General features: G+C 62.6%; 36 protein-coding genes and 1 pseudogene. 2 read left to right on the top strand and 35 right to left on the bottom strand.

The window, feature by feature from the left end:
- Window positions 1–66: 66 nt before the first annotated feature.
- From J7W19_RS29335 to J7W19_RS29250, 19 genes and pseudogenes are all read right to left on the bottom strand, one after another.
- Window positions 67–546 (bottom strand): deoxycytidylate deaminase, encoded by a 480-nt coding sequence (locus J7W19_RS29335; protein ID WP_004938014.1) that lies wholly within the window; start codon window positions 544–546, stop codon window positions 67–69.
- Window positions 547–569: 23 nt separating this feature from the next.
- The gene (locus J7W19_RS29330) at window positions 570–2,489 is read right to left on the bottom strand and encodes a DNA polymerase (protein ID WP_078587589.1); all 1,920 of its coding nucleotides are present in this window, start codon (window positions 2,487–2,489) and stop codon (window positions 570–572) included.
- A 72-nt stretch (window positions 2,490–2,561) separates the two neighbouring features.
- Window positions 2,562–2,771, bottom strand: a complete 210-nt coding sequence (locus tag J7W19_RS29325) for a hypothetical protein (RefSeq protein ID WP_004938017.1) — start codon at window positions 2,769–2,771, stop codon at window positions 2,562–2,564.
- A 2-nt stretch (window positions 2,772–2,773) separates the two neighbouring features.
- Entirely contained in the window at window positions 2,774–2,950 is a 177-nt protein-coding gene (locus tag J7W19_RS29320; protein ID WP_158688705.1) for a hypothetical protein, read from the bottom strand.
- Entirely contained in the window at window positions 2,947–3,186 is a 240-nt protein-coding gene (locus J7W19_RS29315) for a hypothetical protein (RefSeq protein WP_004938019.1), read from the bottom strand. Before J7W19_RS29315 ends, J7W19_RS29320 begins: the two co-directional genes overlap by 4 nt.
- Entirely contained in the window at window positions 3,179–3,475 is a 297-nt protein-coding gene (locus tag J7W19_RS29310) for a hypothetical protein (RefSeq protein ID WP_004938023.1), read from the bottom strand. Before J7W19_RS29310 ends, J7W19_RS29315 begins: the two co-directional genes overlap by 8 nt.
- Before the next feature lie 94 nt (window positions 3,476–3,569).
- The gene (locus tag J7W19_RS29305; RefSeq protein ID WP_004938027.1) at window positions 3,570–3,809 is read right to left on the bottom strand and encodes a hypothetical protein; all 240 of its coding nucleotides are present in this window, start codon (window positions 3,807–3,809) and stop codon (window positions 3,570–3,572) included.
- Between the two features lie 73 nt (window positions 3,810–3,882).
- The gene (thyX, locus tag J7W19_RS29300) at window positions 3,883–4,581 is read right to left on the bottom strand and encodes an FAD-dependent thymidylate synthase (RefSeq protein WP_004938032.1); all 699 of its coding nucleotides are present in this window, start codon (window positions 4,579–4,581) and stop codon (window positions 3,883–3,885) included.
- A 66-nt stretch (window positions 4,582–4,647) separates the two neighbouring features.
- On the bottom strand, window positions 4,648–5,154 hold the full coding sequence (locus J7W19_RS29295; protein WP_004938035.1) for a hypothetical protein: 507 nt from the start codon (window positions 5,152–5,154) through the stop codon (window positions 4,648–4,650).
- Complete coding sequence (locus J7W19_RS33555; RefSeq protein WP_267939167.1) at window positions 5,151–5,273, bottom strand: hypothetical protein; 123 nt, start codon at window positions 5,271–5,273, stop codon at window positions 5,151–5,153. Before J7W19_RS33555 ends, J7W19_RS29295 begins: the two co-directional genes overlap by 4 nt.
- Before the next feature lie 172 nt (window positions 5,274–5,445).
- Window positions 5,446–7,455, bottom strand: a complete 2,010-nt coding sequence (nrdJ, locus tag J7W19_RS29290) for a ribonucleoside-triphosphate reductase, adenosylcobalamin-dependent (protein ID WP_004938039.1) — start codon at window positions 7,453–7,455, stop codon at window positions 5,446–5,448.
- A gap of 84 nt (window positions 7,456–7,539) precedes the next feature.
- Entirely contained in the window at window positions 7,540–8,226 is a 687-nt protein-coding gene (locus J7W19_RS29285; RefSeq protein WP_004938042.1) for a hypothetical protein, read from the bottom strand.
- A 56-nt stretch (window positions 8,227–8,282) separates the two neighbouring features.
- Window positions 8,283–8,678 carry a DUF3310 domain-containing protein gene (locus J7W19_RS29280; RefSeq protein ID WP_004938047.1) on the bottom strand — a complete coding sequence of 132 codons (396 nt, stop codon included), beginning with the start codon at window positions 8,676–8,678 and terminating at the stop codon, window positions 8,283–8,285.
- Complete coding sequence (locus J7W19_RS29275) at window positions 8,678–9,370, bottom strand: toprim domain-containing protein (protein WP_004938050.1); 693 nt, start codon at window positions 9,368–9,370, stop codon at window positions 8,678–8,680. Before J7W19_RS29275 ends, J7W19_RS29280 begins: the two co-directional genes overlap by 1 nt.
- A 43-nt stretch (window positions 9,371–9,413) precedes the next feature.
- Window positions 9,414–9,620 (bottom strand): annotated as a pseudogene (locus J7W19_RS33905) (hypothetical protein); the annotation flags it as partial.
- A 178-nt stretch (window positions 9,621–9,798) separates the two neighbouring features.
- Window positions 9,799–9,996: a hypothetical protein gene (locus J7W19_RS29265; protein WP_004938054.1), complete on the bottom strand. Its 198-nt coding sequence runs from the start codon at window positions 9,994–9,996 to the stop codon at window positions 9,799–9,801.
- Between the two features lie 26 nt (window positions 9,997–10,022).
- Window positions 10,023–10,448: an endonuclease VII domain-containing protein gene (locus tag J7W19_RS29260; RefSeq protein ID WP_201768172.1), complete on the bottom strand. Its 426-nt coding sequence runs from the start codon at window positions 10,446–10,448 to the stop codon at window positions 10,023–10,025.
- Window positions 10,448–11,263 carry an AAA family ATPase gene (locus J7W19_RS29255; protein ID WP_004938057.1) on the bottom strand — a complete coding sequence of 272 codons (816 nt, stop codon included), beginning with the start codon at window positions 11,261–11,263 and terminating at the stop codon, window positions 10,448–10,450. The genes J7W19_RS29260 and J7W19_RS29255 overlap by 1 nt, the downstream gene beginning before the upstream one ends.
- Before the next feature lie 28 nt (window positions 11,264–11,291).
- A complete protein-coding gene (locus J7W19_RS29250; protein ID WP_004938060.1) occupies window positions 11,292–11,744 on the bottom strand; it encodes a hypothetical protein in 453 nt (150 codons plus the stop codon).
- A 345-nt stretch (window positions 11,745–12,089) separates the two neighbouring features.
- On the opposite strand from J7W19_RS29250, the gene J7W19_RS29245 reads away from it, so the two are divergent.
- Together J7W19_RS29245 and J7W19_RS29240 are read left to right on the top strand one after the other, a co-directional pair.
- Complete coding sequence (locus J7W19_RS29245; RefSeq protein ID WP_267939165.1) at window positions 12,090–12,962, top strand: MmyB family transcriptional regulator; 873 nt, start codon at window positions 12,090–12,092, stop codon at window positions 12,960–12,962.
- Window positions 12,959–13,384, top strand: coding sequence for an acyl-CoA thioesterase (locus J7W19_RS29240; RefSeq protein WP_004938064.1), 426 nt, complete (start codon window positions 12,959–12,961; stop codon window positions 13,382–13,384). The genes J7W19_RS29245 and J7W19_RS29240 overlap by 4 nt, the downstream gene beginning before the upstream one ends.
- On the opposite strand, the gene J7W19_RS29235 is transcribed toward J7W19_RS29240, so the two are convergent.
- From J7W19_RS29235 to J7W19_RS29160, 16 genes are all read right to left on the bottom strand, one after another.
- Window positions 13,381–14,193, bottom strand: a complete 813-nt coding sequence (locus J7W19_RS29235; RefSeq protein ID WP_004938067.1) for a RecB family exonuclease — start codon at window positions 14,191–14,193, stop codon at window positions 13,381–13,383. The genes J7W19_RS29240 and J7W19_RS29235 overlap by 4 nt on opposite strands.
- Before the next feature lie 87 nt (window positions 14,194–14,280).
- The gene (locus tag J7W19_RS29230) at window positions 14,281–14,832 is read right to left on the bottom strand and encodes a helix-turn-helix domain-containing protein (protein ID WP_040887434.1); all 552 of its coding nucleotides are present in this window, start codon (window positions 14,830–14,832) and stop codon (window positions 14,281–14,283) included.
- A 663-nt stretch (window positions 14,833–15,495) separates the two neighbouring features.
- Window positions 15,496–15,705 (bottom strand): hypothetical protein, encoded by a 210-nt coding sequence (locus tag J7W19_RS29225; protein WP_004938071.1) that lies wholly within the window; start codon window positions 15,703–15,705, stop codon window positions 15,496–15,498.
- Between the two features lie 220 nt (window positions 15,706–15,925).
- Window positions 15,926–16,183: a hypothetical protein gene (locus J7W19_RS29220; RefSeq protein WP_004938076.1), complete on the bottom strand. Its 258-nt coding sequence runs from the start codon at window positions 16,181–16,183 to the stop codon at window positions 15,926–15,928.
- Window positions 16,180–16,506 (bottom strand): hypothetical protein, encoded by a 327-nt coding sequence (locus J7W19_RS29215; protein WP_004938078.1) that lies wholly within the window; start codon window positions 16,504–16,506, stop codon window positions 16,180–16,182. Before J7W19_RS29215 ends, J7W19_RS29220 begins: the two co-directional genes overlap by 4 nt.
- Before the next feature lie 436 nt (window positions 16,507–16,942).
- Window positions 16,943–17,149 (bottom strand): hypothetical protein, encoded by a 207-nt coding sequence (locus J7W19_RS29210; RefSeq protein WP_158688706.1) that lies wholly within the window; start codon window positions 17,147–17,149, stop codon window positions 16,943–16,945.
- 38 nt (window positions 17,150–17,187) lie between these two features.
- Window positions 17,188–17,388 (bottom strand): hypothetical protein, encoded by a 201-nt coding sequence (locus tag J7W19_RS29205; RefSeq protein ID WP_004938088.1) that lies wholly within the window; start codon window positions 17,386–17,388, stop codon window positions 17,188–17,190.
- The gene (locus J7W19_RS29200) at window positions 17,385–17,762 is read right to left on the bottom strand and encodes a hypothetical protein (protein ID WP_004938089.1); all 378 of its coding nucleotides are present in this window, start codon (window positions 17,760–17,762) and stop codon (window positions 17,385–17,387) included. Before J7W19_RS29200 ends, J7W19_RS29205 begins: the two co-directional genes overlap by 4 nt.
- On the bottom strand, window positions 17,759–18,019 hold the full coding sequence (locus J7W19_RS29195; RefSeq protein ID WP_004938094.1) for a hypothetical protein: 261 nt from the start codon (window positions 18,017–18,019) through the stop codon (window positions 17,759–17,761). The genes J7W19_RS29200 and J7W19_RS29195 overlap by 4 nt, the downstream gene beginning before the upstream one ends.
- Window positions 18,016–18,492 carry an antirestriction protein ArdA gene (locus tag J7W19_RS29190; protein ID WP_004938095.1) on the bottom strand — a complete coding sequence of 159 codons (477 nt, stop codon included), beginning with the start codon at window positions 18,490–18,492 and terminating at the stop codon, window positions 18,016–18,018. The genes J7W19_RS29195 and J7W19_RS29190 overlap by 4 nt, the downstream gene beginning before the upstream one ends.
- An 83-nt stretch (window positions 18,493–18,575) precedes the next feature.
- Window positions 18,576–18,836 (bottom strand): hypothetical protein, encoded by a 261-nt coding sequence (locus J7W19_RS29185; protein ID WP_040887437.1) that lies wholly within the window; start codon window positions 18,834–18,836, stop codon window positions 18,576–18,578.
- Between the two features lie 417 nt (window positions 18,837–19,253).
- Complete coding sequence (locus tag J7W19_RS29180) at window positions 19,254–19,454, bottom strand: methyltransferase domain-containing protein (protein ID WP_004938104.1); 201 nt, start codon at window positions 19,452–19,454, stop codon at window positions 19,254–19,256.
- The gene (locus tag J7W19_RS29175) at window positions 19,447–19,644 is read right to left on the bottom strand and encodes a hypothetical protein (RefSeq protein ID WP_158688707.1); all 198 of its coding nucleotides are present in this window, start codon (window positions 19,642–19,644) and stop codon (window positions 19,447–19,449) included. The genes J7W19_RS29180 and J7W19_RS29175 overlap by 8 nt, the downstream gene beginning before the upstream one ends.
- A gap of 159 nt (window positions 19,645–19,803) precedes the next feature.
- On the bottom strand, window positions 19,804–20,055 hold the full coding sequence (locus J7W19_RS29170) for a hypothetical protein (protein ID WP_004938110.1): 252 nt from the start codon (window positions 20,053–20,055) through the stop codon (window positions 19,804–19,806).
- Entirely contained in the window at window positions 20,055–20,405 is a 351-nt protein-coding gene (locus J7W19_RS29165; RefSeq protein ID WP_004938112.1) for a hypothetical protein, read from the bottom strand. The genes J7W19_RS29170 and J7W19_RS29165 overlap by 1 nt, the downstream gene beginning before the upstream one ends.
- Before the next feature lie 38 nt (window positions 20,406–20,443).
- Window positions 20,444–20,836 carry a hypothetical protein gene (locus J7W19_RS29160; protein ID WP_004938116.1) on the bottom strand — a complete coding sequence of 131 codons (393 nt, stop codon included), beginning with the start codon at window positions 20,834–20,836 and terminating at the stop codon, window positions 20,444–20,446.
- Window positions 20,837–21,217 lie beyond the last annotated feature (381 nt).

Genomic DNA, 21,217 nt, shown 5'->3' with positions numbered 1-21,217 from the left:
ATGTGAACTTACGAAGAAGACTCTACATAGAACCAAGGTCACTCGGCAAGTGATGTGGATGTAAAGCTAGATCAGCGATGTCGAAGTTACTTCACCGTCTTCTTCGATCCAGACAACACGGCATATACCGGCTGCTTCGATGAGCGTCCAGCAAGCGGGGCACGGCCGCCTTGTCGAGTACAGGGTCGCGTTCGGAAGCTCATGCGGCGGACACCTGCGGATCGCATTGCGCTCCGCATGGTCCGAGATGCAGTTGCTGTAGTCGCTGTCGGGGGCGCACTCTTCGGCGCTCAGCTTCCCGCGCGGGCAGGCGCCGGCGGAAGCACAGCCGGGTACCCCGGCGGGTGCTCCGTTATATCCGGACTTGATTAGCTCGTTGTTCCCGTCCACGAGGAGGGCACCGACCTGTGAACGGGTGCAGTCGGCGCGGGTGGAAGCCCACTTGGCGCCCTCGATGAAGTACGTGTCCCAGTCGGGGCGAGCAGGCTGGGCCTTCCTGCCGGGCCAGCGGGTGCCGTGCGTGACGTGGTATTCGGTGAGCGGCATGTCTTCTTCCTGTTCAGCGCCGCTCAAGCGGCTGCTGCGTGGTCGTCTGGGTTCCGGCGCCTGTCGTCGGCAAGGGCCTGTTCGGGGTTGTCCCGGTAGTAGTCATCGAGCTTCGTCAGGTTCTCGACACCCTTCATGTAGAGCGAGCCCCACGACTTTCCACCGCGATCTGGATCGGTCGGGATCTCCAGGCCCAGGACGGTTTCCTTCATCAGCTCGTCGGTCATCTTGGCGGCGGTGTCGGCGTGCTCGATCGGTACCGAGAACAGGATCTCGTCGTGGATCGGGAGGAGAGCGAACTGTGCGAGATGGGCGTGGTGCAGCCGGACCAGGGCCCGGCAAGTGATGTCCCTACTCCCGCTCTGTACGAAATAGTTGGTACCGCGGAAGGCGAACTTCTTCTCGACGTAGAGGCGCCGGCCGCTTGGCGTGGTGACGTACCCCTGACGCCGGGCCTCCTGGGTCTTGAGCTTCATGAAGGCTTCGACACCCGGATAGGTCTCCATGAAGATGTCCATGATCCGCTTCGCTTCGTGGACCGGGATGCCGGCCTGCGACGAAAGCGCCTCCGGACCGCCTCCGAAGACGATCAAGAAGTTGGTCATTTTGCCCAGCTTGCGGGAGACGCCGGCGGCCGTCGCGGTGACCTGGTGCAAGTCCTCGCCGTTGCGGAAGGCGCGCAGCATCCGCTTGTCACCGGAGTGGGCCGCCAAGAACCTCAACTCCATGTTCGAGTAGTCCGTCGAGAGCACGATGTGGCCTTCGTTGGCCTCGAAGCACGCCCGGATCTCGTAGTCGCCGGAGGGCAGGGTCTGAGCGGGAATCCCCTGGATGCTTTGGCGGGCTGTGCGGGCCTGGATGCTGTTGATGCTGGGGTGGATGCGGCCGTTGGAGTCCACGGACTCCAGGAAGCTGCGCAGCCAGGTGTTGCGTTTCTTGCGCGCGGCCTTGGCCTGATAGATCGCCTCGGCCAGCTCGTCACCCCTCGCCCTCCAATCGGCGAGGAAGACCTTGTCCACCTTCCGGTTGCCGGTCGGTGTCGTGTCGAACACGGTGATACCGCGCGCCTCGAAGGCGTCGGCGCACTGCTCAGTCGACCACGGGTTCTCGCACCCGAGTTCCTGGGCCCGTGCGGTCCAGCGGTGCTCTTCGAGCGCCAGGCGGGCTTCCAGGCGAAGGGCGTAGTCCCGGTTCAGCGCGATGCCTGGACGGCTCATGAGCGCGCAGATCTCCGCGACCTTGTGCTCGAACTCGATGAGGTTCATCGGCGGGATGCCGGGCCCGATGTCCGTCTTCCGGTAGACCGTGCGGGGCAGCTTCGGTATCAGGATGCGGCCGAGACGGAAGGCGAGGATCGGATCGAGGCCGCTGTAGGTGAGATAGCCGCCGTGATTCCAGGCGACCAGCTTCCACACCCTGGCCTTGGTGGTCTTGAGGCTCCGGGCGATCTCCGCCATGGAGCCCTTGATCTTCGCGGCCACACCGTCGTCGATGTAGTGCTTAGTCAGGGAGGCCAGGCTGTGACCGATTCCAGCATCCGCCTCGCCGCGGCTGTCCACGAGATGGGCGAGGATCTTCGTATCGAGTACCTTCGGCCAGATCTCCTCCATCGTGAGATCGGTCGTGGCGTCGAGGACCAACAGGTCGTAGCTGCCGTTCTGGAAGATCAACTTGTTCACGAACCTGATGGCGCCCACGGCGGCGCCCAGCAGCTCGTCACTCAGCTCGACGGGGAGTACGTAGCTCTCGTCATGGTTCCCGAACTGGACGAGGCGGAGCCGGAAGTCGTCGGCCCACCAGTCAAGCCCGGTGGTCTCGGTGTCACAGCCGAGCGCACTCCTGTTGCGCCTCACCCACTCAACGAACTCGGGGATGTCCCCAGAGTCCTCCAGTACGTTGATCACTACTGGTGCGCCAGCAATCTTTACGCACATTCGGATCATCTAGGGAAGTCCTCCAAGTAAAACAAACGAGGGGCCCGCCGAAGCGGGCCCCTATCGTGTGGATGTCAAGTGTCAGCGCTTAGAGAAGCGCCCCTGGGCGTCACGGGCGGGGAGCGAGAGCTTGAGCTCGCGGATCTCGCCTTCGAGCTTCGAGTAGTTAGTCTCCAGCTCGGCATTCTTCTGGAGCAGCTTCAGGTACGCGTCTGCGCGGAACTCCAGCTCCTTTTCCTGCTCGACCATGAGCCGCATTGCGGCGACGAGTCGGGACTTGAGAACGAACATGGTTAGACCTCCTGAGATATCGGGTGCACGTGCACGGCGCGCGTGTGGTGGTGGTTGATGCGGTGACTTGTGCCGCCCTCTTCGTAGATGAGGACACAGTCCCGTTCGTAGACGACCTCTCCGGTGAACTCGTCAACGGAGCTGTCCGGGTACTCGACGAAGATCAGAGCGTCCGTCACTTCGAGCCGCCCTCGTTCGAGATCAGCCGCTCGATGAAGACGAATCCGATCTCCTCTGCCACGGCCTCACTGAAGCCGTTGGCCTGGGCGTGCTTCTTCAACTCGGCCCCCTTCGTGATGACCTTGGCGATCGTCTCCGTGGCCTCGTTCATCTGGGCATCGAGGGTGTTGAATCCGGAGTCCTTCAGGTACTGAGCGAACTCATCCGGGTCGGGCATGGCCCCGTAGTCAGGCACGCTTGAACTCCTTGTAAATGCGGTGGGTCTTGATGGCCTCGTCAAGGTGTGCGCGCAGGAGCACGGCCGCCTCGAACGTCAGGTGCAGGGTGTTGGAGTGCGATGAGGTGACCTTGCCGGTCCTCTCGCATCGCTCCTCGTAGTAGGTGCCGGTGAGCAACACGGTCGGGTTCCCGTCCGGGTCCTCCCGGGGGCCGGCCACAGCGCCCTGGTGGAGCAGGGTCCGCTCGGTTGTGATCTCTGCCATGCGGGCGGCGACCCAGCCGGGGATCACGTTGTTGAAGCTCATTCCTTCCCCTTACGGGCCGCGAGGACGGCGACCGTGACGAAGAGGAACAGGAAGGCAGCGTTGGCGCCGATGAGGATGGCCGATGCGGTCTCCATCAGTTGGCCTCCTCGAAGAAGCGGACCAGGCGCTCGAAGGTCTGCTCTCCCTTGATGCTCCGGACGCCGTTGCTGATGGTGGGGGCGATCGTGACGCCCTCGGCGTGCAGGTCTTCGGGGGCACGGGTCTGCGCGTTGATGAACAGGATGTCCTTCCCGGCCTGCTGCGCGGCCTGGATGGCTCGCGGCTTGGTCGCCTCGCAAGGGGCGCAGTCGGGGAGGTAGTAGAACTTGATCATTTGGTCTCCTTGTCGTCTATGCATCGGGTGCCGCCGCAGTCGCGGCAGTCATCTTCGTCTTCGATCCACCAGTTCACGGGGTCACTCGCCCGTGCTTGTTGAAGGCGGCGAACGCCTCGGGAGTCACCTGCTGGGCAAGCTCCTCGACTTGGCCGGCTGCCCGGTCGATCTCCCACAGGGGGAAGGTCGGGACGGTGGTGTCCGCGGTGACGCGCCGCAGGCTGAGGAAGTTCAGCAGCGAGCGGCCGTTCACCGTCCAGTAGAAGGACGTGTACAGGGACAGGGGCAGGACGTTGCGGGCGACTTCCCGAGCGACGCCGAGTGCCAGCTGCTCTTGGTAGGCGTCCCAGGCAGTCTGAGCGGCCTGCCGGTGTGCTGTCCGGGTGTGCCGGCCCTGTGTGATGCTCCCGGCCTCGAAGGTGTACTTGCCGGGAGTGCCGATCTGCTTGAGCGGGCGGCCTTCGTCGGGGACGTAGAAGACCGGCTCCATCTCCTTGTACCGGCCGCTGACTTCGTTGAAGGAGCCGATCCGGTGGCGGAACCATTCCCTCGCGACGAACAACGGAACGGTGACCTTGAACTGGAACACCGTGGCCTCGAAGGGGCTCCCGTGTCGGTCGCGTGCCAGGAAATTGATCAGGCCCTTGTCCTTGGCCGGGTCTCCTGCCTCGGTGCCGGAGGACACCCGGGCCGCTCGGACGATGCTGTGGTCTCCGCCCATGGAGTCCACCAGCTCGACGTCCATGTCCGAACGGAATTCGATCTCAGTCATGCATGTCTTTCAGTGAGAAGGGGCCCGGCGTCGGGCCGGGCCACGAGAACAGTCAGCGAGAGAGGGCTACTTGGCCTTGAAACTGCCGTCCTTCTGCTTCCACAGCGGAGGGCACTGCTCGGACTTCGGAACGCCCTGTGGGGCGCCGCAGAACTGGGCCTCCCACGATCCGCCGTTCTTGTAGTTCCGGGCGCCGTGCTCGCAGGTGTAGCCGTCTCCGGAGGGCTGGGCCTGCTGCTGCACCTTGCCGCCCTGGAAGCTGGGCTTGCCCTGCGGCTTGGCCGGGGGCTGGTAGTTGGTCTGGAAGTAGTTGGCCGCTCGCGCGACCTTGTCCATGAGGGACGCCAGCTTCTCGCCGCTGCCCTCGATCTGCTCGTAGGCGTCATCGATGTTGGCGCCGTGGACGACGATCCAGGGAGCCTCGTAGCCGGTGCCGGCCTTGAAGGTCAGCGTCACCTTGTTGTCAGTGGTGGGGCTGAAGGCCGCAGTGGACGGGGCCGAGTTGACCGGGCCGCCCTCGGTCGGGGTCTTGGCCTGGGAGGCAGGGTGGTTGGCGAAGGGGTCGAAGGTCATGCGGTCTCCGTTTCGTTGGGCGTGAACTGCGCGATGAACTCCTCCCCGGACATCTCCGTCCAGTCGCCATTGCCGCGCTTGACCATGACCATGACGGTCGGAGTGTGTTCGGCGCTCATCGTCTTCCGTGTGGATGTAAAGTCGGCAGGCAAAGAAAAGGGAGGGGGTGGGGCTTGATGCGCATCCCGCGCACAGGGGCGCCAAACATTCGAGCGGCACACGCCTCATCCCCCTCACCTTCAAGGTCTCATGCCGGCCGTGTGGATGTCAAGTCGAAGATCTCGTGAGAGGTCACTTGATGGGGCATGCGCCCTTGGCGCAGTCGATATCCACAGCGTCACCGGATTCCTTGGCGGACGCGGCATCGAACTCCTCCTTGGTGATGCGCTCGTACGGCGCCTGGGCGTAACTGCCCTCGGGGAGCACGGTGGTTCCCTTGATGTCAGGCATGTACTTGAGCAGCGCTGAACGAAGAGCCTGCTTACTCACCTTGTTCGGGTCGAAGTTGACCGTGAAGCTGATCGCAGAGTCCACGAAGTGTTCCTGATAGAACGCCTGGACGGCCAACATGTCATCCACGGACAGGTCGTCGGCGCACTCGACCACACGGTCAGCCCCTCCGGCGTTGATGCCCGCATTGTTCACCTCCTGGATCAGGGTGTCCTCGGTCGGGATGGTCACCACCTTCGTGAACGGCGCGTACACGCAGTCCTCGACGTGATACCCCTGCTCCTCATAGTTCTTAAGTTGTTCGATCTGCTTCGGGTCGATGGACGAGAACCGGATTCGCCGGTTGAAGTACTTCGCGTAGATCGGGTGCAGGCCCTCGCTGACACCACTGAGCTTGGACACAGAGCCTGTCGGGGCGATGGTCGTGAGCTTGACCGGGACCGGGATTCGCATCTCGCGGGCGTACTGCTGCGCCGTCTCCTCCACGTGCTCGTACAGGGCCGTGAGGAGACCCGCCATCCAGCTGTCGGGCATCTCGCTGAACTTGAGCCCGTTGAGGTTGGCGAACCACTGAACTCCCAGATGGCCGAGCCCGATTCGACGGTCCCGTTCCATCACACGCTGCTGCTTCGGGTATGTGATGTCGCCAAAGGTGGCACGAATCAGGTACCGCACCATGAGCCGGTGCGCCTCGAAGAGACGGTCTTCCTGGTCGGGCTTCCACAGGGCGCCGAGGTTCACGTGCCCGAGGGTGCACGAGCCCATCTCGGGGAGGGGCTGCTCCCCGCAGGGGTTGGTGGCCACGGTCAGGTTCGGCTCGTCCCGGTTGGACAGTTCCTCGTTCCAGAAACCCGGCTCCCCGTTGACGTACATCGCGTCCACCACCGCGTCGAAGACCTGGGTGGCGTGCTCGATTCCGGTCGATCCGTCGATGTCCTTGATGAAGTCGCTGTCCGTGATCACCGAGAGGTTCGTCGTCCACATCCCGCCGTCCTTCTTGGCGTTGATGAACTGCATGATCTCCGGGTCTGTCCAGTGCATCATGCTCATGCGTGCGCTGCGGCGGTTGCCGCCGGACACTACGCACTCCGCCACAAGGTGATCGATTTCCATGGCTTCGAGGCCGGACACGGGGCGCTTGAAGGCGCCGGCCTGGTTCATGACCCGGGCGACCTCAATCAGGAGCTTCGCCAGGGGCAGGGGCCCGGAAGCAGTCCCACCGAAGGTGCGCAGCGGAGCGCCGGCGTGACGTACCCGGCTGACGTTGTAGACGCGCCTGCGGTTCTTCACGTCGGTACGGAGGTAGGTCTCGATGAGATCGACCAGAGCTCGTGCCCAGCCCTCCCGGGAGTCCTCGACGGTGTACGCCCCGGGCCACTCGTGCCCGTACTCCGCGGAGAGGTAGCCAGCCTCCTTCATGGCGGCGTGGTCCTGGTGCTGCTCGTCGCAGACGATGTGTACGTCCAGCTCGTTCATGACGGGCTCTTCGGGCTGAGCGTCGCGGCCGTACCGTGCGCCCACTCCGCCGCCCTCCATGAGTCGCATGAAGGTGAATTCCACGTGATCGGCCAGGCCGCCGGACCAGGGGGCGACGTGGCAGTTGTAGAGGAACTGGCGGCCCGCGACGCCGGAGGCCCAGAGGTGCCGGCCTGCCGGGACGATCTCCAGGTTGGTCAGCATCTCGGTCAGGGCTTCGACCTCGCCGGGCTCGATGTGCTTGGCGGCCACCAGTTCGGTGTTGCCGCGCACAACGCGCTCGACGGTCTGGCTCCAGTCCTCAAGGGAGCCGTCCGGGAGGGGGCGGGCGTAGGTGCGCTTGAACACGTCGCGGCCGGTCTGGGTGAACTTCATGCGGGGTTCTCTTCCTGCTGGGTGTCTTGCCGGTATTCGTAGTCGTCGGGGTCCTTGAGGTCCCCCCAGGGGGTGAGCCAGAGGTCAGCCGTCATAGCTGTTCCCGGTGATGGCTCGCGCGCTGGCGTTGGCAACCGCCCGTCGGCTACCGGGGCCGTCGTGTTCGGCCTGACTGGTGGCGGCGCTGCCGTTCATGCGGATGGTCAGTGCCTCGATGGCTCGGCCGAGGTAGACCCGGTCCTTCGCGTCGGCGAGGGTTTCGCCGTGAACGTATCGGTGGGTGAGGATGCGCCGCTGCTCGGGGTTGAGCTGCGTGAAGCCGCGCTCCAGGTCGATCTTGTCGTCCACGTTGACGCGGGTGGTGAAGTCCTTCTTCGAGCGTCGGCCGGTGGCGAGGGCGTTGAGCTGGGCGTCGAACATGTTGCCCTCCTCCTGCCCGACGAGGAGGCCGGCGGCGAGCAGCTTGCGTACGTGGTCTGTGGTGTAGCTGAAGTTGCCGTGGAACTGGCGGTGCCGGTTGATCTCGGCGGATGCCACCTGATTGGCCATGATGAGCAGGGCCTTGAAGATGGTCCGGTCCCCGGCCGCGTCCCCGGAGTCGAGCAGCTTGCGGGCGGCGCCTTCGCACTCGCTGAAGCGCTCCATGATGCCCTGCGTGATGTCGTCGGCCTCGATCGATCCGGGGTACTTCTTGGCGACGATCAGACCCGCCTTGATGGCTGCGGCGTACAGCTTGTCCCACTCGTCGGCAGTGATCTCGGCATGCGTCATAAACTGTCTTCCTGTGTGGATGTAAAGAGTGGTGGCTAAGAACAGGCTCGGGTGGCTCACTTGGGGCGCCCGAGCCTCGCGGCCTCTCGCTCGATGTAGAACTTGGCCTTGCTCAGATCCTGGAGGGTCTTGTCCGAGTCCTTCAGCCCAGCGCGCCAGATGTACTTCACCGCATTGCCGAGGTTGAAGGTCATGTGCTCCGTGACCTGGATGCACTCGATCCCGCTTGGGTGGCTGGTGTAGTGGCGGGGGTGATTCACCACGTCTTCGCCTGCATTCCGTATGGATGTCAAGTCCTGTGCCGCTTCGAGACCGGCCTCCCAGGCCGGGCCCCACGCCTTGCGCTTCTCGTGCATTCTGCCGGCGAGGGTGTCACCCTGCTCTTTGAACGCGAGCTTCATGATTTCCTGCGCTCGGGTCAGGGGCTTTCCGTTGTCGTCGGTCAAGGCCATTACTTACCTACCTTGTTGAGTACGGCCTCGCGACCGAGGGTCTTGTACGTCTTGTTCACATCCAGGCCGGCACCCATGGGGACGACGAGCCCTGTCGGCATCCTGTTGGCGATGTGCTCGGCGAACTCCAGGCCGGCGTCGTCCCCGTCCGCCAGGACCCACACGCGCTTGTAGCCGACGAAGAGCTTGTCGAAGTGCGGCTTCCAACCGTTGACGCCCTGGATGCCCACCGCGGGGAGTCCGCATTGAACCGTCGTCCAGGTGTCCGGTTCTCCCTCGCAGACGGCTATCTCGTCCGCGTTCTCCTGGATGGCGAGCGTGTTGTAGATGCGATGCGTGTCGCCCGCCATCGATTGCATCTTGCCGTGGCCGACGTGCACCTCGTCATCACGGAAGGTGCCGTCCTCGTTCTTCACGCACTCCGGCCGGACGCACCGGAAGCGGATGGACATCACCGACCAGTTGCCGAGTGCGCTCCTGCGGAGGTAGGGGACGGCGATCGTGTTCTTGTACTGCTCGAAGCCGCTAGGAACCGAATCGCCGACGTACCCCAGCCTGAACTTGTCGATCGCCTCCGTGTCCAGGCAGCGGTGACTGACCAAATACTCTTCGGCCGGACTGCCCCCGAACTGGTCGTGGAATGTCTTGGCCGCTCCCAGCAGCAAGCTCTTCCGCTCTTCGCTGAGCCTCACCGAACGTACAACTTTCTTCCTTCATGATGATCGAGTAGGCGCTTCCCTTGAAGCCGCACGCCTGGCACTTGATACAGCCCTGGTCGTAGTTGACGCTCGCCGACGGGTCACCCTCGTCGTGCGAGGGGCACAGGCATTTCACCCAGCCTGAGCGGTAGTTCGGCGCATCCCAGTGCGGGAAGTAGTGGATGACTACCTGTCGGATCGGGCCAGGTCCGATGTCGTCATTCCGGCTCGCGAAGCGGGCCATGCCAGGAATCCAGATAACTAACTATCACCGGGAACCTGCGGTGAGCCTGGCTCATGAGGGTCCATGTCGGGTCCAAGAACCTGGCCGGCACGCGGTCGCACCGCTGGCTACTGCCGGTCCGGGCGGGGCCGTTGGCCTCATCCTGCATCACACCTCCTGTGTGGATGTTAAGTCTGGGTCAGTACGAAACAGAGAACGGGCCCGTCGGCCGTTCATCCTGGTACGTGAAGTGACGCTGGAAGGAGATCTTCACCGGCGAGTCGGCCATGCCCTTCACGATGGCCTGCACGATCTTCACGATCTCGTCGGCCTTCTCGTCACTCAGGCCGCTCTCGATGCCAACTACGAAGCTTGCTCGCGGTGTTGCCTTCATCATCACTATGCCTCCAGTGCGTGTGGATGTCAAGTTGACTTGCGAAAAAAACGCTGCCCCAGCACTCGGACAGCAGGAGGGTTCTCCAGATAGTCAGCTGCGTTCCTTGCTACCTCTGGGTCGTCCCTCAACCCTCTTGCGAGCAGCTGCCTGTTACACCTCGCGCAGCACAGTCCGCGGACCACTCCGGTCTTGTGACAGTGGTCTACGTCAAGGCGTGTGGACCGTGTCTGTCGGCAGATCGCGCAGCGGCCATCCTGCGCCTGGAGCAGCTTCTCGTACTCGCCGGGCCCGAGCCCATAGGTAGCTTGCACGCGTGACTCGTGCGATGCCCTGGAGCGAGCCTTCTTCTGACATGTGAGGCACACACGGCCCCTCGGCCCCGAGTAGAAGCGGGAAGCCCGACACCGTTCGCACCTGACGCATTTCCGTGAACCTGCCTTACATGCCGTCATCAGTAGCTCACAGTCGAGAAGTTGTCGTCGGTAATCTGCATGGTGTTGCCGTCGAAGCCGAGTTCCACGAACGTGTTCCCGCTGGGGTCGCTCCGGCCTGCCCGGTTCTTCACCGTGCTCACCGCGAGGGTGTTCTCGTCCGGCTTGTGCAGGGTGAGTACCAGCGCCGGCACGCGGGTGATCTGCCCCTTCACCCCGGACATCGGGATGGGGCTGTTGCCGTCGTTGTGCGGCCCCGTCGTGTGGTGGAGGCCGGCGACGTGGGCACCTGTCGTGCGTGCCATGTCGTTGGCCCAGTCCATGAGGGATTCGAGGCCCTGGAACGGGTCCTCGTCGTTCCCTGCCCCTCCGCCGCGAATGTTCGTGATGTTGTCGAGCACGATCATGTGGGCGTCTTCGCCGTACAGCTCGTACCAGGCGTTCACGGTGGTCTCGATGTCGTCGATCGTGGGCGAGGCCCCGTAGTCGAAGCGCACCGGGTGTCCATCGAGCAGGGGGGCGTAGGCCCTGATGTCGTTGCGCCGGACTGCGGCCACGGACTCCGCCATGTCGATCTTCGTCAGGATGGAGATCGCGCGCGACAGCTGAATGTCCGCCGACGAGTCGGCGGAGAAGTAGATGGTGGGGATGGGGGTTTCGGCCTTGAGGATGCGGCTCAGTTTGTAGGCGCTCTTGCCCGTGCCACCGCCGGCCACCGTGAGGCTGAGCTGCCCTCGGATGTAGCGGGTGCCGGCCTTGTCCATGCTCTTGAAGGCTGGGGGCAGCGGATCGCCCGAGTCGCCCTTGGCCCGGATGGACTGACTGAGTGTGTACAAGTCTCTCCTTACGTTTGTGCAGCGCTGCTCAGGCTGCGTCGGCCTGGTGGCGCGTCCGGGAGCTGGATGCAGCGAGCTCCGCGCGCAGCTCGGCGAGGGTCGTGTTGAACGTCGCGGTCCGCACCTCCAGGAGGTGATAGATCTCCTCGTTCCGCCGCTCCAAGGAGCGCACCATACGCCTGAGCAGAGCCCGCTCCAGTTCCGCGGTGTTCGCACGCTCGACCAACTTCCGCGCAATGTCTGCGACCTTCGAGTGCCTGACCCCGCAGGTCTCCAACACCGCCTGCTCGACCTCGCGGATCTGTTCCTCCATGTCCGCCTGGACGCAGACCAGCAGTCGCGCATGTTCCGCGTCCATCGCGCCGTGCGTGACCACCTCGTCGGCGTTGGGGCAGTTATCCCACGCCGTATTTGCTGCCGACTCCGTGTCGCACGTCGTCACCATGTCGGAGGTGATGTGATGCACGAAGTTCTTGATCATTCGCTGTCGACTCCTCAAGGGGTTCTTCGCGGCGGTTCGACATGCAGGGGTGCACCAAACCGCCTGAGCTTGGGTCCGGTACGAGATGTCCCGGCCTCAACTGGGGGGCTACAGGGGCCGGCTGGCCGCTCGCCCGTCAGCGCTGCTGATTCTCACCCATGCAAGACCGGAACGACGTTGCCGGTATGTATACACAAGAGCCCCACCACTAGCGCTTTACGTCCCCTATACCATGCCTCAACCCTGGCTATACCCTCCGTGATGTCCCATAAGTCCACATTGCGATCTTGTTCGGCGCTGCCCTACGCTCGGGTAAGTGCAGGGCCGTGAAGGGACATAGAGCAAGTGCAGGGCAATGGCGACGACCGGGACCTTCGTTCCGAGTCGGAAGTTGAAAACGAAATATCCGGGCTTCCCAGGTTCCTCCGGGCATGGCGGGCAGCAGCAGGCCGGAAAATGGGGCAGAGCAAGCCGATGCCACAGGCCCTCGTCGCCGCACGCTGCGGCATGAGCGAGCGGTGGTACCGGGACCTGGAAAAGGGATACGCCCCTAAACCTGACCGTGACGCCATGGAGCGCCTTGCTGACGCTCTCCTACTGGAAACCGATCAGCGCCTGACGCTGTTCCTCTATACGATCGGTTGCAATCCACCAGCGGGCGTGACAGCCGCTCATGATTACAACTCGCCCGAGCATCGTGCGATTCAGCTGGTCCTTGACCAGACTCAGCAGCCGGCCTACGTATCAGATGCAGACTGGCGCATCGTCGCCTACAACCGTCCCGCGGGCGAGTGGTTCCCGTATGTCCGCACGGACGGGGCGAACATCATGCACTGGGGTCTCATCAGTCACGAGTCCCGTGAGCAGTTGGCGAGTTGGGAAACTCACGCACGGGTCTACCTCGGCATGATCCGTCTGGAATTGGCCCGCAAACGGCCTCACAGCATCCTCCCGGAGATCCTGGAAAAGGCTCTTGAGGACCCACTCATCAAGAGCTACTGGGACGAAGACACGACCGTCGTCGCAAACCGCGACGGACACCATTTTCGGCTTTACATCCAGAAGTTCGAGCGGGAATTCGACTTCATCTCGCAGGTCTTTATTCCTGCACGGTTCGACGATCTCCGCCTCGTCATCATGACCTGGCCCCAGGAGGGGGAGAGCCCCAGCGGCTTCATCGTTCCGCCGAACGATACGGACACAAGGAAACCAGCGTGACCTTCTTTACCTTCGAATGCCCGATTCGCTGGTCCGATATGGATGCGAACGGACATGTCAACAACGCGGTCTACGCACGGTACCTGGAAGAGACGCGAGTGAACATGTTCGCGGATCTGGTCCCCAGCGACCCGCAAGAACGGTTGCGGCAGAATTTCGTTGTGTCCGAACAGACTATGAAATTCCTTCAGCCGCTGGTCTACCGCACCGAGCCGGTTGCGATCGTCGCGAGAGTGACCGGCATGAAAGCGGTTTCCTTTTCCCTGGAATGCGAAATCCAGGACGATCAGGCTACCTATCTCAAGGCGAGCACGCTCATGGCTGCCTACGACTCGACACAGGGCCGGGTCCGGCGCCTGACCGCGGCCGAACGTGATTCGCTTTCCCGTTTCACGGAGTGCCGAGACAGCCTCGCTGCTTAGCCGAAGGCGCAGCTCCTTTGCACTGGACACCTGGAGCAGGTCTCCGGCGCCGGCGTGGGGGTGAAGGCTCCGGCCTTCACCCCTTCGTCCATGCGCTTGAACCGGTCCTCGACTGCCGCGCGGCCGACGAGCTTCCTCACCCGGCTCGGCCGTCCAGTCTTCCCTGACCAGTAGTCACCGGCTACGCATTCCACATCGTGAGTCTGCTCCAAAGCGATGGCATATGTCTCAAGCTGGAATGAATCGTCCATTTTGGGTACGACTCCGGTCTTGATATCCCGGACGAGGGGGCCGTGCTTGGGATGATCAATCACCTGATCCATGAAGCCGATCACCTTCACGCCATCGAGTTCAATATCAAAGCGCTGCTCGATGGCTGGTATGCCGTCAGGGGACTTCCAGATGGCCTCGGCGGGGTTCTTCTCATACCAGTTCACATATTTCTCGCATTGTTCCCTGCCCAGGTGCCAACGGCGCTCAAGGTCCGTGAACCCGGCGTACTGTCCACTGGCCTGCCAGTTCTCCTCGGCTGGCTCCTTTGCCAGCGACTCGTTGGCCATGCGCGTGTAGACCCGCCCGAACACCGCCTGCACTTCAGTGAGTGGCATGGTCCTCTCGCTCTTCTCCCACTCCTCGGCGGCGGCATGAACGGCCACACCTTGAGCGAGCCAGGCCGCCTGTAGCTCGGGCTCGCGCGCGATCCTGGCGAGGTAGTACGCATAGGGGCACTGTTCGTACTGCTTGACCTGCGACACGGACCGCGGCTTCGTCCTGTACGCCTCCGCCCGGTCCTCGATGGTCGTGCTCAAGTGGGCAACCTCCAGTCAATCTGTGTGGATGTCAAGTGGCCAGGAAAAAAGTGAGCCCCCTGGGGGCTCACCTTCCCTGCCGGCCGGTTAAGCGTCCTTCTTCAAAGCTTCTTCGATGATCTTCCAGCTCAGCACGCGGCGCTGCTGCTCCGTCGGCTCCGTGTGGGGGCGGACGATCATGTCCCCGTCGCTCGGGACCCGGTCCTCCAGGCGCCACCCACCGCACTTCGCGAGGTAGTTGCCGGCCTCGTCCTTGTCCGCGACGATCACGAGGTTCTTGTCCAGCGTCCGCCACCAGTTCTTCATCACCCGCAGCCGGGTGTCACTCAGGCTCGTCGGGTCGAGCGCGTACTTGATCGTCGCCGTGATGTTGTTCCACAGCGTGCACGCCTGCTGATGAGAGGGGACCGTGAAGGGACGCAACTCCTTGATGTTGGTGCGATCCTTCTGGGCAAGCTGTTCAGTCTTGCCGCCGATGTGGTGGTAGACGCCTTGGCGAGTGATACCGAAAAGCTCAGCGATCTGCGCCACGGTCAGCGGGTCCTTCATGCTCCGGAGGTACTTGATGCTCTCCGGGCTCGGACCCTCCCGTTTGAGTCGCGCGAGAGTTTCTTCTCGCGCCTCATTGCTCTCTGCCATGTCCTTGATCGTAATTTTCACGCGTGTGGTTGTCAAGTGAAGGCATCACGGCTAGTCACCGCTGGAGGGTCTTACCTTCGTCCAGCAGGCTGTTCCGATCGCACCCAACGTGAGCACAAGTCCAGCTATGTGGGACACAGCAAAGCACGCAGTTCCGAGCATCCAGGTCGCGATCAGCGCTGCAACGATGGTCTCGCCCTCCACTTCGTGCCCGCGGAAAGCCGCTGCTGTCAGGACAGTTACCGGAACGGCCTCCATCGCTGGAAACGCAAAGGTCAACTGTTACTCCCTCAGATTCACGCAAGGTAGATACGTCGTGTCGTGATCCACGTACTCCTGAACCAACTCGGCATGAGTGACGGTCCCAGGTCCCACACGGTCGCTCACGAGCTCGCCCCAGATAACACGGTTAGCCTCCTCCCGATCTTCGACGTCGATAACCCAAGGCGTGTCCCGGAATTCAACAGCTTCCCTCAACACATCTCGACAACGCCAGTCATGAACTCGAACTCGACAGCGCCAGTCCTCATCTCGGAGGTGGCTCTGCTGATCAACGAGGATCGCTACTCTCACTGCCCCGCTCACTTCTTACGCTATGGATAAGGCGTGTGGATGTCAAATAGATGAGCGGGGGGTGACGTGTGCCACCCCCCGCGGTCGTCCTTAGAAGCTGACTCCGTAGATCTGCTTGATCAGGTCAGTGTGCAGGTCCACGTACGGCTCGGCGCCGTAGTAGTCGCCCTGGGCGTTGAGCTGCTTGGCCCGGTGGAGGACCGCATCCAGCAGGAGCGTCACCTCCTCGCCCTCGACCGTGACGCGAGTCGGCCGGTCCTCAGCCTGAGCGATGATCACGACGGCGTACTCAACTATCACTGGATCTTGCGCTCCCTCATGGTTGAATCCGAGCTGTCCAGCTCCCATTCGCCGTGGTCGTCGCAATACGACGTGGTCAGCCAACGCTTGATCCCCCAGCGCTCCATGTCGATCCATCGCGTGGCCGGCTTACCGCACCATGGGAGGTAGCAGCCCACGCGCCCGTCGTCGAGGGTCCGGGTGTGCGTCACCGACCCCTTAGTCGTCCCCTTGCCCACGCTCAGTCCACCACCGCAGTGGCATCGGGAAGGACCGTCGTCCAGTTCTGGCGGCTCGGCAAGGCGTCCGGCTCCTTGTCCACATGCAGCCGGACCACTCTCCGGCGCTTGAGGTCCCACTGCGCAGTCGTGTGCTTCGGCTCAGCCACGAGGTAGCCCTCACGTACGACCGTCCAACCGCGGGTATCCCGGCCTACGACCCGTATGTGGGTCCCGACCTGCAACTCTGCGACATTCACCGTGTTCTGCTGTTCTGTCATCGGTACCAAACGTCCTCTCCTGTTCGGCTCTTCTGGGTCACGTACTGGGTCCAGTCCGCAACGACCAGCTCAGGATCTCCTTGTGTGATCACCGAGCCTTCGACGTCCACCAGGGCGCCAGCGGGGTGGGTGGTTCGCACCGTGGCCCTGAACCACGGGCTCTTCTCCGTCACCGCCACGTTGACCACGTCTCCGGGCACCAGGCCCTCGAAGCTCAGGGCCTGGGTGAACCAGGGCACGCAATCGAAGCTGTGCTCCTCGAAGCCGGACGCGATCTCACGCTGGCACTTCCGACATCGCTGCGTGTCAGCGTCACCGCCCACAGATCGCATCCTTCGCCTTCTTCCGGAACAACTCCTCGGTGACACCGAGAGCGTCTGCCCATGCCGGCCAGGAGCTGTAGGTAGGGACACGACGGCCTGATAGGACACGGGACACGTTGTAGCAGGCGGTTCCCACAGCTTCGCCGAGATCATTCACCGCTCCAGACCTCGGAACATCGAGTGCGTACCCGACCTCAATCGCCATCTCTCGAACCCAAGCGGCGAACCCGCTGTACCTGCTCATGACTGCCTCACATCCGCTTCGATGTACGCCACCACATCGCCCCTGGCGTTGATGGCTCCTGCGATCCTCTGGGCCTCAGCCAGGCCAGCGGGCCCCGGTGGGCACCACGCCACCGAGTGCCGGGGCCATCGCCAGCCCTGCTTCATCACGTAGAAACCCCGGCACTCCACTTCCCGCTTGAAGGTGAACACCTCAGTCCCTCCGTATCCGTACGCGCTCGATGGGAACGATCTCCATGTCCTTGCATTCTTCCTCGAACGTATGGCGCTTCAGGCCGTATCGCTCCGGCTGGATCACCACGGCCGTGATGTGATCCTTTTTCATCGGGTTGTCCGAGTAGACAGCTCCGATGACCACTCCGTCGAAGGTCCACCTGTAGCTCTTGTACTTGACGCGCACCCCGTGCCGGATGCGCCGAGGGTTCGGCGGCCGACCCTTCACTGACGCCGGTCCTTCCCAAACACCTCGCGGTACTCCTCATCCGTGAAGGACCTGATCAGCTTGGCGAGATCACCGATCTGACCGTGCACCACCTTGCAGAGGCGTCCGACCGCCACATCGCACTCGGTGCACCGGTTGAGGTGTTCCCGCTGCTCGTCACAGATCCGGTTGAACTCAGCGATCCGTTCCGCGCTCACTGGCCGAGCCCGATCTCCCGCTCAACGACTGCCAACAGGTGACGGGCGTCCTGGCGTGTGATCTCCATCGAAAAGGATGCCTCGAACCCGTCGAATTCTTCAGGGGAGTCCACGTACCACAGCACCTCGACACCTCGGGGAGAAGCCTCAAAGGAGAGGGTGTAACGGTGTCCGTCAGCCACGGTCCGCACCCAGAATTCTCGGCTGCGGCCCTCATCTTCTCCCTCACCCTCCTCAATCACGTGCTCGGCTGGCTGACTCATAGCCGCCAATTGCTCTTTCCAGTCAGGCAGATTGGCCTTGCGTATCCACAGCTGATTCAAAGTCGTCTCGTGCTTCCTATACGCTTCCTGAGTTGCGTTGCTCTTCTTCACGCCAAGCTCATTTCATTCGCGGGCTCAACGCCAAGGTCACTCAGGACATCGTCGTACCTGCCGTTGTCCTTCACCCACTCCCAGTCCTCCCGCCAGATCCCCGGCCTGGCCGTCCAACACAGCATGTGCAGCCTGGCCGCCGTCCGAGGGTCGGAGCAGATCAGTTTGGCCTCGTCGCGGGTCACCCGCCACAGGACTCGCGTCCTCGGCGGTGCGGTGTTCTTGCTGGCGATGAACACGAAGACGTAGTCCGTCACGCTGCCGCCTGGAAGACGTGCCCATTGCGGCTGATGCTGTAGTGCCTCTCCCAAGCTGCTACGTCTATCGGCGGCTTCTGGAGTTTGTTCTCTCGGCAGAACCTGAGCACGTCCCGATAGGAGAGCCACACGTCTTCCCTGAACGCACTTGTCCGCTCAGTCCTCAGTGCCATGAATCCAGTGTCATCGAGCGACTGTCGGGCGTACTCCTCCAGGGACTCCCACTGCCCGTGGTACCTGTCCTTGAAAGTGGTCCCGGCCTCCTCAACATCCCACTGACACAAGGGGAGGTAGTCCATGAAGGCTTCAGTGTCGCCGTCGTGGATATCACGCTCATCCATAACCCGGTACGAGTTGAGCACAGCCCACAGTGGCCGGTCGGTCTCGACTACAGGTACCCACTCGTAAGCGAAGTCCTTAACGTCATCCTCGTCGTAGCCATGCTCATCAGCGAAGATCACGATGTCTTTCATGCGTCCCACAGTCATACTCCGTTGCGTCGTTGGTGGCCCCGCGGTGGATGCACTCCACCCCAGGCCGGCGGGGACCTTGGTCCCTAGTTGTGGGCGGTCGCCTCGCGCCGCTCCAAGACGTACTCGGCTAGCTGGGAGACCAGCTCCACACACGCATCGTCATGGTCGTTGAGATCGTCGTACTCGTCGTTCATCCGCGCCCGGTGCAGCTTCAGAGCTTCCCGGAGGAGTGCGGCCACCGGTTCCGGCACCTCACACTCGTGGTGCTCGTTCTCGCAGTGCCCGCAGTACACATCCGATGTGATGTCGGCCTCGTAGTCCTCCGGGTAGGCGTGCAAGTCCATCTTGCAACCGCTACACAGGACGGTCCCCGACCATTCGTTAAGCCGCATGACTCAGCTCCGCCGTTTCTCGCTTCTCTGCTTCCAGCTGCTCGACACAAACGTGGCGTCCCTCATGGGAGCAGCGAGATTCGTCGTAGGCCCGGCACATGAAACGGACAGCTTCCCAGTCCCCGAACTTCGGGTCCGCCGAGCTGAAGAGTCGACAGAGAGCGTTGGCCGTGTTGGCGATCGTTGCACGCTCACGACCGTCGTGAGCACCCCAGTACTCCCACCGAATAGCGTCAGCCACCATGTCGTACGACGACTCAGGCCGTCCCAGCCATTGAGTCAAGTTGGCTCGGGTCTTCCTGTACCCGTGGTTCCATTCGGGAGTTCCGGGGTCGGCCTTCACGTCCGACAGGTGCATGATCCGAAGCATCAGGCCGCCACCAAAATCCTCGTCTTGATCTTCTTAACCCCGTCCACTTCGAACCCCGTTGATTCGTCGAAGTAGTCGTTGATCTGGTCGGCGCTGCACAACTCTTCCAGTGCCAGCTCTTGCGCCTCGTCGCGGTCTTCCGCCGTCACCCGCACCTCGTACGAGGCTGTCTCGACCAGCGTCACGATGTACTCAGCCACGGAACCACCCCGTGGTGCCATCGCCGTAGATGATCTGGCCCACGGCCTGTTCAAGCTCCGCGTCTCCGTCACTCCCGCACTCCGAGCAGGTGACCGCGTAGTCCGCTTCAGAGAAGCCGTAAACCGAGAGCGTCGGCTTGCCGTCCGAGCCCTTTTCCAGGGTGAGCCAGCCCATCGCGTTCGCTTCCATGACTCCTTCGCACTCGGGGTCTGGGCAGATGAAGACGGAGCTCTTGCACTCAACTTCGTTAGCAAACGGCATGGTTCATTCCTCACGTTTGTTAGGTGTGGAGCTGGACTGACAGTCCATGACCGACCACCCGCACAGCGGGTGTCCGATCAAAGATCGTCAGGAAGTCAGGGACTTGGTGAAGGACGAGAGATTGAAGGTCAAGACCACTGGGTGATCAAGGTTGACGCTGTATCCGTCCACCCCTGGCGCCCACTCCTGGCGCATCATCGACTGCCCCTTGATGAACCCCGCAGCGAAGGCGGTTGCCTTGTGGGCGTTGGGGAATTCCACGTCGGCGTATCCGTGGCGGTCCACCCCGTGAAGCAAGCCTTTGTACATCCCCGCAACGGTGCTCAGCTCGTTCCCCATCAGAGGTACACAACCTCTCCGGCTTCGCAGTCCCAGATGGAGATCTCCCCGCGTTCCCGGCCAGCCTGGAGAGCCCTCTCCCGGTCGATGATGTTCTCCGAGAGGTCTAGGTACAGATCCCCGTTCTCCATCCAGGACCCGAACCACAGGCTGTCGCTGGCCGCCACCCTCAAGATGTGCTCGGCCACGAAGGATGCGATCTGCCCAGTACTCCCGTCCCAGCCCCGTATCACCTGTTCATGTCCGGGCGTGGCCACCATGTACCCGAAGTGCGGGTTGCTCTGGTTCCTGGCCCAGGAGAAACCTCCACTGACCTGCGTCTCAGCAGCGATGTACTCAAGCGTAATCACGTTCCAAACAACCCTTTCAGGTTTGTGGATGACAAGTGCTAGGCCGCGAGAAGGGTGCGGATGCTCGGTGAGAACGCGTCCGCAAGGGAGTCCAGGTCATTGCGTCGAAGATCCTTCGCCAGAGACGTACGCAGTCGGGTGACCGGAGTCTTAGCGAGAGAGACGCCAGGCATGGGCACGTTCAGCTTCTCCTGGATGCGGTCTATGAGCAGGTCGTTCACTGCCTCGGCCCACGCATCCTCGACGGTGTCCTGATCCACGTACTCCACGTGGGCCAGGGTCTCGCCAGTCTCCTGGCAGGTGTACTTGGCCATCTTGTACTTCTCGCCCCACGCGGTTTCGTGGCGCTCGATCATGATGTCGTGCGCCGGAGTCCGCTCGGCGAGCTTCGCGCTCAGGTCCATCAGGCCCTTGTCACCGTAGATCATCACGTTGTTCGCTCCATTCGGTGCGGGTTGTCGTGTATCCACCGTACCAACTTTTGGTTTGTGGATGTCAAGCCGCTTAGCGGCCAGTACAGCCACCCGAGAGGTATTCCCGAGTAGCTGTCCAAGCTACTAAGCAGCGCTTTCTAGTGCGCTACACCGGTTGACAGGGCTTGCCGGGAACCCACGGGCGTAGTCGGTCCGATACCATCACCACCTCCCGATCGTGAGCGGGGGTCAAAGGTGTGCGGTCGCTTCTGACGCGTTTCCGTCCTTGTATGCGCACTAGCTATGCGCTGTGTCGGCGATGGTCACTCGGCCGCTTCGGGCGGCTGTCGTCGTGTCCTGCTGACGACCTGAACATTACGCCTGTTGGTTTGTGGATGA

The sequence above is a fragment of the Streptomyces mobaraensis NBRC 13819 = DSM 40847 genome, assembly GCF_017916255.1.
GTDB lineage: Bacteria > Actinomycetota > Actinomycetes > Streptomycetales > Streptomycetaceae > Streptomyces > Streptomyces mobaraensis.
Note: the sequence above shows the minus strand (reverse complement) of the source record. Positions and strands in the feature narration are given on the sequence as shown.